This window comes from Geodermatophilus sp. SYSU D00705, assembly GCF_054050135.1.
On the sequence record NZ_JBJGYT010000025.1, the window covers coordinates 55,016 to 62,941 of the forward strand.

The following is a 7,926-nucleotide window of genomic DNA, read 5'->3' on the forward strand; positions in this document are numbered from 1 at the left end:
CCCTCATGCCGGGACGCGCCCGGCGTCGGGCGCGCCCGTCCCGGGCCCGGCCACGATCCAGCCGGTGCGCCCGTGCAGGGGCGGGGTCTTGGTGCCGTCGGTGAACCACACGACGACCCCGCCGGAGGTCCGGCAGCGGGCGCGCACGACCCGGACCCGGCCGCCGCGCCCGGTCCGGACCGGCCGCACCAGCGGCAGGCCGAAGTCCGTACCGACGACGTCGCTGGTCAGCACCGACTCCCCGGCAGCCAGGGAGCTGGTCGAGACGGTGGTCATGGGGATGCCTCTCGCGAACGCGTGCTCAGTCGGTGCGCGTGCCGTTGCGCGTGACCCGGATGGTCTGCGGGCTGCGGACCCGCCGGGTGGGCACGACCTCACCGAGCTCGGCCAGCCGCTCCACCGCGGCGTCCTTGTCGACCTGCGTGCGCAGCCCGCCCCCGGACCACTCGCAGTGCAGGTCGTCCGCCGGCCCGGACCGGCCCCGCAGCCGTTCCCGCGCGTACTCCTTGTGCCGGCGGGCCTCGTTCTCGGCCGCCCGCCAGGCGTCGTAGTCGTGCACCGCCTCGACGTAGTCCCGGTCGGTGACCGTCAGCCGGGACTGCCGGGAGACGTCGCCCTCGGTCTCCGGCTCCACCGGCGGCCCCCAGCACAGGTCCAGGAACGGGCACCAGTCGCACATGGTGTCCACGCCGGGCCCGAACCCGTCGCGGGGGACGGCGTCGACGCCGTCGTCCTCCACGGTGGCGTAGACGTCGGTGAGCCACAGGAGCGCCTCGGCGGCCAGCGCCGGGTCGGAGTCGGCCTCGAAGACGACGTCCTCGCCGGTGTCGCGGGAGAGGTACCGCAGGCGCAGCCCCTCGACCTCCTGGCCCACGCCGGCCGGCAGCCGCCGGTCGGAGGTGCGGCCGGTGCGCAGCAGCCAGGCGTAGACGGCGACCTGGAACCAGTGCTTGGCCGGCACCCCGCGGGTGAGCACGCGCTCGAAGCCGAACCGGGACGTGGTCTTGAGGTCCTCGACGACCGGGGCGTGCCACCAGTCGCAGCGGCCCTTGACCTGCTCGCCGAGGAGCCGCACCTCGGTCAGCCCGCCGTACTGGCGGCGGAGGGTGCGCAGCACCCCCCGGTGCAGCTCGGTACCGAGGAAGGCCTGCAGCCCGGTGCGGGAGTTGGTGGGCCGGCGCCGGGCGACCCGGTAGGCCGCCCGGCGCCGGCACTCGCCGAGCTCGGAGGCGCCGATCATCCGCTGCCGGGAGCGGGCCCGGCGGCGGTCGAGGTCCCGGACCGCCGCGGCCAGGCTCGGAGCGGCCCGCCGCTCGGCCGCGGTCGGCCGGGCGGGCAGGACCTCCGACGTGCTCCTGGGCAGGACCGCCGTCACGCGACGATCTCCTGCTGCCCCGCCGGCACGCCGGCCCGCTGGCTGGCGATGGTCTCGCGGACCAGCGCGGTCAGCCGCTTGGTCGCCACCTGCTCGACCGGCCGGCCGAACCGCTCGGCGATCAGCTCGTCGGTCACCCCGAGGTCCTCCAGGCTGGCGAGCACGCCCTTGCGGGCGGCGGTGAGCCGGCGGTCCCGCGGGTCGTCCGGGGTCGGCGAGGCCTCCAGCAGGGGGTTCGCCGGCGCGGCCTGGGCCTGGGCCTGGGGAGCCGGGGCGGAGGCCGCGGCGGCGGCCCGGGCGGCCTCGACCACGGCGGCGGGCGTCATGGGCGCGGGCGGCGCGGCCGGGGTCCGGCGGCGCCCGGCGGGGTGGCGCTCCACCGTCGCCTCGAGGAACTCCTCGTGCCGGGCCTGGATCAGCTCGGCGACGGTGAACGAGCCGCTGGGGGTGGGGACGTCGACCTGCAGCAGGGCGCCGCGGTTGGCCTCGCCCCAGATCTCGCGCAGGTCGTCGTCGTCCTCGGCGTCCTGGATCCGGGCGGCCAGGTCGCCGACGTCCGGCTCGCTGCGCCGCTCCGCCCGGTTGCTGCGCGCCTCGTCCTCCCGCTCGTGCTGGAGCAGCCCGCCGCCGTGGAAGGGAACGAGGTCCCGGACGTGCGCGGTGCCCGGGTCGCACTTGAGCGCGTCGAAGACCAGCCACTCCAGCAGCCGGCCGTTCGCCGACGGGTCGAGGACCTCCTTGGCCGGGTCGTCGTTGGGCTTGATGCCCACGTGCACGCTGCGCGCGCCAACGATCAGCGGCCGCCGCCCGCGGCGCAGCCGCACCCACACGGTGGCCGCGTACGGGAACTCCCGGTGGGTCTGCACCGACCAGGTCTTCTGCCCCTCGATCGGCCGGCCGTTGGCGTCGACCTCGGTGACCTCCTTGCCGCGCGCGGTGACGACGACGATGCCGGGGAAGGTCAGCAGCTCCGTCTGCAGCTTGCGCCAGCGGGCGCCGGCGTCGTTCCACAGGTTCTGGCTGATGACGATCTCGGCGTTCGGGTCGCGCTTGAGCAGCTCGCGGTTGCGGGCCGAGGTGGCCGCGCGGGCGCTGGCCCAGTCCTTCAACCCGTCCCAGATCGCCGAGCCGGTGTCGATGCCCAGCACCACCGGCGGCTCGCCGGCGTCGGCCGCGCGGCGCGCCTCGGCCTTGACCGCCTGGACGGCGGCCAGCACCTGGGCGTAGGAGCCGTCGTGCTCGATCAGCTGGTAGCGCGCGCCGGGGATCGCGCCGTACTCGTCACCGGCACCCTCGTTGAGGTCGATCCAGTACAGGGCGCCGATCCGGTCGCTGGTGCTCAGCTGGGCCAGCGCCCAGCTCTTGCCCGCCTTCTCCTCGCCCTCGAGGAGGACGCACGGCCACGGGACGCGGCCGGTGGGCTTGCGGGTCTTGAGGCCTGAGAGGGCCATGGTGTGCTCCTTGGTGACATGGGGAAGCTGTCGACCGGGACGCTATGAGCGGGCACCGACACAACTCGGCGGTCTGCGCAAGCACCCCGAGCGGGACGAGGCGAACCCGCAGGTCATGCGCCCGGGGCGGCGTGTCGCCGTTCGCTGTCGGCGTAATCCGGGCGTCGCGGCGCCGGCCTCCGTGCGCACGGTGTGTGCACACAACGTCGTCACCGGACGGCGCCGGCCACGGTGTGTGCACAGATCGTCGTCACCGGGCGGCGCGGCGCCAGCCCCGTCGGCCCGCGCGCGGGGTGTGTGCACACAACGTCGTCACCGGGCGGCGCCGGCCTCGGTCTGTGCACACACCGTGGCCGGGGGCTCCGGGTCAGCCCGAGGCGACGGCGAGCGGGAGCGGCGTGGCGCGCGGCCGGCCGCGCAGACGATGCGCGAGACCGGTGTGCCGGCGTCCGGACCCGGTGGCGCGCACGGCCTGGGCGAGCGCCCGCGGCGAGCCGACGAGCACGACCAGCTGCTTGGCGCGGGTGACGGCCGTGTAGAGCAGGTTGCGCTGCAGCATCATCCACGCGCTGGTGGTCAGGGGGACGACGACGCAGGGGTACTCGCTGCCCTGGGAGCGGTGCACGGTGACGGCGTAGGCGTGCACCAGCTCGTCGAGCTCACCGAAGTCGTAGGCGACGGTCTCGTCCTCGTCGGTGACGACGGTGAGGGTCTGCTCGACGGGATCGATGGCGGTGACGACGCCCTGGGTGCCGTTGAAGACGCCGTTTGCGCCCTTGTCGTAGTCGTTGCGGATCTGGCTGACCTTGTCCCCGACCCGGAACACCCGTCCGCCGAAGCGCTTCTCGGCGCGGTCGGGGCGGGCGGGGGTGAGCGCCTCCTGCAGCAGCTCGTTGAGCGCGGCGGCCCCGGCCGGCCCGCGGTGCACCGGGGTCAGCACCTGGACGTCGCGGCGCGGGTCGAGCCCGAAGCGGGCCGGGATGCGGCGGACGACGACGTCCACGGTCAGCCGCGCGGCCTCCTCGGCGTCCTCGGTGCCGAACAGGAAGAAGTCGTCGAGGCCGCGGACCTGGGGCGCGCTGCCGGCGTTGATCCGGTGGGCGTTGGTCACCACCCCGGACCGGCCGGCCTGACGGAAGACCTGCGTCAGCCGCACGTGCGGGACGGGGCTGCCCTCGGCGAGCAGGTCGCGCAGCACCTCTCCCGCGCCGACCGACGGCAACTGGTCGACGTCGCCCACCAGCAGCAGGTGCGCCCCGGGCGGGACGGCCCGCACCAGCTTGTTGGCCAGCAGCAGGTCCAGCATCGAGGACTCGTCGACCACCACCAGATCGGCCGGCAACGGCCGGTCCCGGTCGAACCCGGCCTCGCCACCGGGCCGCAGCTCGAGGAGCCGGTGCACGGTCACCGCCTCGACCCCGGACAACTCGGTCAGCCGCTTCGCGGCGCGACCCGTGGGGGCGGCCAGGACGACCCGCGCGCCCCTGGCCACCGCGAGCGTGACGATCGAGCGGACCGTGAAGCTCTTGCCGCAGCCGGGCCCACCGGTGAGGACGGCGACCTTCTCGGTCAGCGCCAGCCGCACCGCCTCGCGCTGCCCTGGCGCCAGCTCCACGCCGGTGCGCTGCTGCAGCCGGGCCAGCGCGGCGTCCCAGTCCACCTCGGCGGCGTCCGGCATGCGGTCGGCGTCGGCGGTGGCGAGCCTCCTCAGGCCCGCGGCCAGCGAGACCTCCGCCCGGTGGAAGGGGACGAGGTAGTAGGCGACCGTGGGCGGCTCCCCCTCGGCACCGGGGAACTCCTCCCGGACGACGTTCTGGTCGGCGACCAGCAGGGCCAGGCAGTGACCCACCAGGCGGGCCGGGACCTGCAGCATCTCCACCGCCCGGGTCACGAGGTCGGCCTCGGGCAGGAAGCAGTGCCCCTGCCCGGTCGCCTCGGACAGCACGTACTGCAGCCCGGCCTCGACCCGTTCCGCGCTGTCGTGCGGGATGCCGACCGCGGCGGCGATGGCGTCGGCGGTGCGGAAGCCGATCCCCCACACGTCAGCGGCCAGGCGGTAGGGCTCGGTCCGGACGACGCCGATCGACGCGCCGCCGAACTGCCGGTAGATGCGGACGGCCAGCGAGGTGGAGACCCCCACGCCCTGCAGGAAGACCATGACCTCCTTGATGGCCCGCTGCTCCTCCCAGGCGGCGGTGATCAGCCGCGTGCGCTTCGGGCCCAGGCTGGGCACCTCGGCCAGCCGCCCCGGCTCCTCCTCGATCACCCGCAGGGCGTCGGCGCCGAAGTGGTCCACGATCCGCTCGGCCAGCCGCGGGCCGATCCCCTTGACCAGCCCCGAGCCCAGGTAGCGGCGGATGCCCTGCACCGTGGCCGGCAGCACGGTGGTGTAGTCCTCCACCTGGAACTGCCGGCCGTACTGCGGGTGGGCCCCCCACCGGCCGCGCAGCCGCAGCGTCTCCCCCGGCTGCGCGCCCAGCAGCGACCCGACGACGGTGACCAGGTCCCCGCCCCGCCCGGTGTCGACCCGGGCCACGGTGTAGCCGGTCCGGGCGTTGGCGAACGTGATCCGCTCCAGCGTCGCCTCCAGGACCGCCCCGGTCCCCCGCTCCCCCACCTGGCATCCCCTCGCCCACACACCGCTCCGACGGCCGATGGTTCCACCGCCCGGGGACAGGACCGGCGTCCTCGGCCCCCGTGGGGGTCCCGGCCGGCGGCGAGCGGGAACTGTCAGTGGGGCTCCCTAGCCTCCAGGTGCTCACCTGAGCGACGCACCGACGACACGGAGGACCGGATCATGGCCGGCGACACTGTTCTCACCATCATCGGCAACCTGACCAGCGACCCCGAGCTGCGCTGGACGCCCTCGGGCGCGGCGGTCGCCAACTTCACCATCGCGTCCACCCCGCGGACCCTGGACCGCCAGACCCAGGAGTGGAAGGACGGCGAGGCGCTGTTCCTGCGCTGCAGCGTGTGGCGGGAGGCGGCGGAGAACGTCGCCGAGTCGCTGACCCGGGGCTCCCGGGTGATGGCCCAGGGCCGGCTCAAGCAGCGGTCGTTCGAGACCAAGGAGGGCGAGAAGCGCACGGTGGTCGAGCTGGAGGTCGACGAGATCGGCCCCTCGCTGCGCTACGCCACGGCGACCGTCGCCAAGGTCACGCGGTCCGGGCAGGGCGCCGGCCGGGGAGCCGACGGCGGGTTCGGTGCCGCCGACGGTCGCGCGGCGAACGGGCGGGACGGCTCCGCCGATCCCTGGGCGGCGCCGGTCGGCGCGCCCAGCGAGGAGCCGCCCTTCTGAGCCGCCGGACGCCGGCACCCGTCCCCTCGCGGGCGGGTGCCGGCGTCCCGGGCGGCTCGGAGGCCGAGCCGGGCTGCTCAGAGGCCGAGCCGGGCGGACGCCGGATCGGCCCAGCGGCTGCTGGCGTCGTATCCCCGCATGGTGGTCACCGACGCCCACCTGCCGGTGCGGGCCAGCTCCCGCTCGCTGACCCCGGCCCTGTACCCCTCGGTGGCGAACGACCGGCGCAGGCTGTGAGGGCTGAGCCCCTCCAGCGGGACGCCGGCGCGTTCGGCGGCGCGGCGCAGGATCAGCCGCACCGACGACCGCGCCATCCGCGTCCGGCCGATGGTCGGCGCGGCGCCCCGCCCGACGCTGCGGAACAGCGGCCCGGAGCCGCCGTCGAGCCCGGCCGCGTCCAGCCAGGCCTGCAGGGCGCGGACGGGGCAGGTCTGCGCCCGCAGGCCCGGCGCCAGCGCCAGCACCTCCCCGGAGCCCTCCTGGTCGGTCTTGGACCAGCGGATGGTGACGTCGAGGCCGCCGTGGCCGGCGGGGGCCAGGTCCGTCACGTCGAGCCCGCAGGCGTCCGAGGCCCGGAGCCCGAGGGCGAACGCGACGAGGATGAGGGCCCGGTCGCGCAGGCCCGCCGTCCCGTCCGGCAGGCCCTCGACGAGGGCACGGATCGTCCGGGTGTCCAGCGCCCGGGCCCGCTTCGGACGCCGGCCGTCGCGGGCCGCCGAGCGGCGGATCCCCCGCAGGACCGCGCGGGTGCCGGGGTGCTCGGACGGGCTCGGGTACCCGGCCTCCCGGTGCGCGTGCCCGATGCCGGACAGCCGCCGGGCGACGGTGCGGGGGCTCGCCCCCGCGTCGCCGAGCGCCGCGAGGTAGGCCGCCACCGCGGCGTCGGCCGCGGGCAGCGGGGTGAACCCGCGCTGCCGGGCCCAGGCCGACCACGCGCGGAAGTCCGCGTCGTAGGCCTTCCGCGTGGACTCCGCCTTGGCGGCGGTGAGGTAGCGCCCCACCGACTCGACGTCCCCCGGCAGCACCAGCCCCCCGTCGGCGGCGGTCGTCACGGAGAGCACGCCGTCGCGGCTGCCGGCGGAAGTCTCGGACACCGGCGGCTCGGACTCCATAACAGCTGATTATGGAGCGCTCGCGCCCGACCGTCACGGTCGGTGGGCACGTTCGCTCGTCCGTTCGTTTGTCCAGCGCGACGGACGGGCGCAGACTGGTGGTCGTGACGGCGACCACGGGCACCTGCACCTATCCCGGCTGCGACCTCCCCGTCGCGCCGCCGCCGGCCACCGGCGGCCGGTCGTCCTACTGCTCACGACCGGACCACAACCGCTCGACCGCGTTCGCCGCCCGCCGGGCGGAGGCGGCCGGATCCGCGCCAGCCGCTCCGCCACCGCGGGCGAGCACCGCGGAGACGCTGACCGGGATCGCCGACGGGCTCCGCCGCACCCTCGACGACATCGAGGAGCAGGTGGCCCGTGCCCGCGAGGTGCTGACCCGGGCCGCCGACGCCGAGGTGCTGGAGACCGAGCGGGCGGCGGTGCGCACCGACGCACGCCGGGAGGTCGCGGAGGCCGCGCAGCGCGCCTCCCACGCGGACCGGCTGCGGGCGGTCGCCGAGCGGGCCACCCGGGAGGCCCGCGAGGCCGCGGCCCGCGCCGAGGCCGACGCCGCCACCGCCCGGGACGCCGGGGGGGGGGGGGGGGGGGGGGGGGGGGGGGGGCGGGCCTCGCCGGGGGGGGGGGCGGGGGGGGGGGGGGGGGGGGGGGGGCGGCGGGGGCGGGCCGCGGGGCCGCGCCCCGCGCCCG

The 7,926-nt window shown here is 76.4% G+C and carries 7 protein-coding genes; 2 read left to right on the forward strand and 5 right to left on the reverse strand.

The annotated features are described in order from the left end of the window. Positions 1-3 precede the first annotated feature (3 nt). From ACI78Q_RS17705 to recD2, 4 genes are all read right to left on the reverse strand, one after another. Positions 4-276 (reverse strand): hypothetical protein, encoded by a 273-nt coding sequence (locus tag ACI78Q_RS17705; protein WP_456924743.1) that lies wholly within the window; start codon positions 274-276, stop codon positions 4-6. 25 nt (positions 277-301) lie between these two features. Continuing rightward, entirely contained in the window at positions 302-1,375 is a 1,074-nt protein-coding gene (locus ACI78Q_RS17710) for a PD-(D/E)XK nuclease family protein (RefSeq protein WP_456924745.1), read from the reverse strand. Continuing rightward, positions 1,372-2,826, reverse strand: coding sequence for a hypothetical protein (locus ACI78Q_RS17715; RefSeq protein WP_456924747.1), 1,455 nt, complete (start codon positions 2,824-2,826; stop codon positions 1,372-1,374). Before ACI78Q_RS17715 ends, ACI78Q_RS17710 begins: the two co-directional genes overlap by 4 nt. 367 nt (positions 2,827-3,193) lie before the next feature. After that, entirely contained in the window at positions 3,194-5,443 is a 2,250-nt protein-coding gene (gene recD2, locus ACI78Q_RS17720) for an SF1B family DNA helicase RecD2 (protein ID WP_456924749.1), read from the reverse strand. 180 nt (positions 5,444-5,623) lie between these two features. On the opposite strand from recD2, the gene ACI78Q_RS17725 reads away from it, so the two are divergent. After that, positions 5,624-6,124, forward strand: coding sequence for a single-stranded DNA-binding protein (locus ACI78Q_RS17725; RefSeq protein WP_456924751.1), 501 nt, complete (start codon positions 5,624-5,626; stop codon positions 6,122-6,124). 77 nt (positions 6,125-6,201) lie between these two features. Here the strand turns inward: ACI78Q_RS17725 and ACI78Q_RS17730 are convergent, their stop codons facing one another. Continuing rightward, positions 6,202-7,218, reverse strand: a complete 1,017-nt coding sequence (locus ACI78Q_RS17730; protein WP_456924752.1) for a site-specific integrase — start codon at positions 7,216-7,218, stop codon at positions 6,202-6,204. Between the two features lie 122 nt (positions 7,219-7,340). Between ACI78Q_RS17730 and ACI78Q_RS17735 the strand changes: the two genes are divergently transcribed. Then, on the forward strand, positions 7,341-7,926 hold a 586-nt coding region (locus ACI78Q_RS17735), incomplete at its 3' end, for a hypothetical protein (protein WP_456924753.1).